Source organism: Burkholderia sp. ABCPW 14 (genome assembly GCF_001523835.1).
Classification (GTDB): domain Bacteria; phylum Pseudomonadota; class Gammaproteobacteria; order Burkholderiales; family Burkholderiaceae; genus Burkholderia; species Burkholderia mayonis.
In genome coordinates this window covers 1-523 of sequence record NZ_LOVS01000163.1, presented here as the reverse complement: position 1 = coordinate 523, position 523 = coordinate 1, and the positions used below count along the sequence as shown (strand labels likewise).

Sequence of the window (523 nt, the reverse complement as noted above, 5' to 3'; positions counted from 1 at the left end):
GCCGATTGCGCGTCGGCGATCCGGTAGTTGAACTCGGTCACGTTGCGCTCGCCGACGAGCGAGCAGAAGCGCCTGAAGCTGCCGCGCTCCTCGGGGATCGTCACCGCGAATACCGCCTCGCGCGCTTCGCCCACCTCCGCGCGCTCGGCGACGAAGCGCATCCGGTCGAAGTTCATGTTCGCGCCGGACGTGATCGCGACGAGCGTCTCGCCCTCGATGCCTTCGCGCTCCGCATACAGCTTCGCGCCCGCGACCGCGAGCGAGCCGGCCGGCTCGAGCACGCTGCGCGTGTCCTGAAACACGTCCTTGATCGCCGCGCAGAGCGCATCGGTGTCGACCGTCACGACGTCGTCGAGATACGCGTTGCAGAGCCGGAACGTCTCCTCGCCGACGAGCTTCACGGCGGTGCCGTCGGAGAAGAGGCCGACCTCGGGCAGCGCGACGCGCTCGCCTGCCGCGAGCGAGCGCTTCATCGCGCACGAATCGTCGGTCTGCACGCCGATCACCCTGATCTCGGGGCGCA

General features: G+C 69.2%; 1 protein-coding gene. It reads right to left on the bottom strand.

The window, feature by feature from the left end:
* Window positions 1-523, bottom strand: a 523-nt coding sequence (locus tag WS62_RS26135; protein ID WP_156441144.1) for a pyridoxal-phosphate dependent enzyme, incomplete at both ends; no start/stop codon positions are given.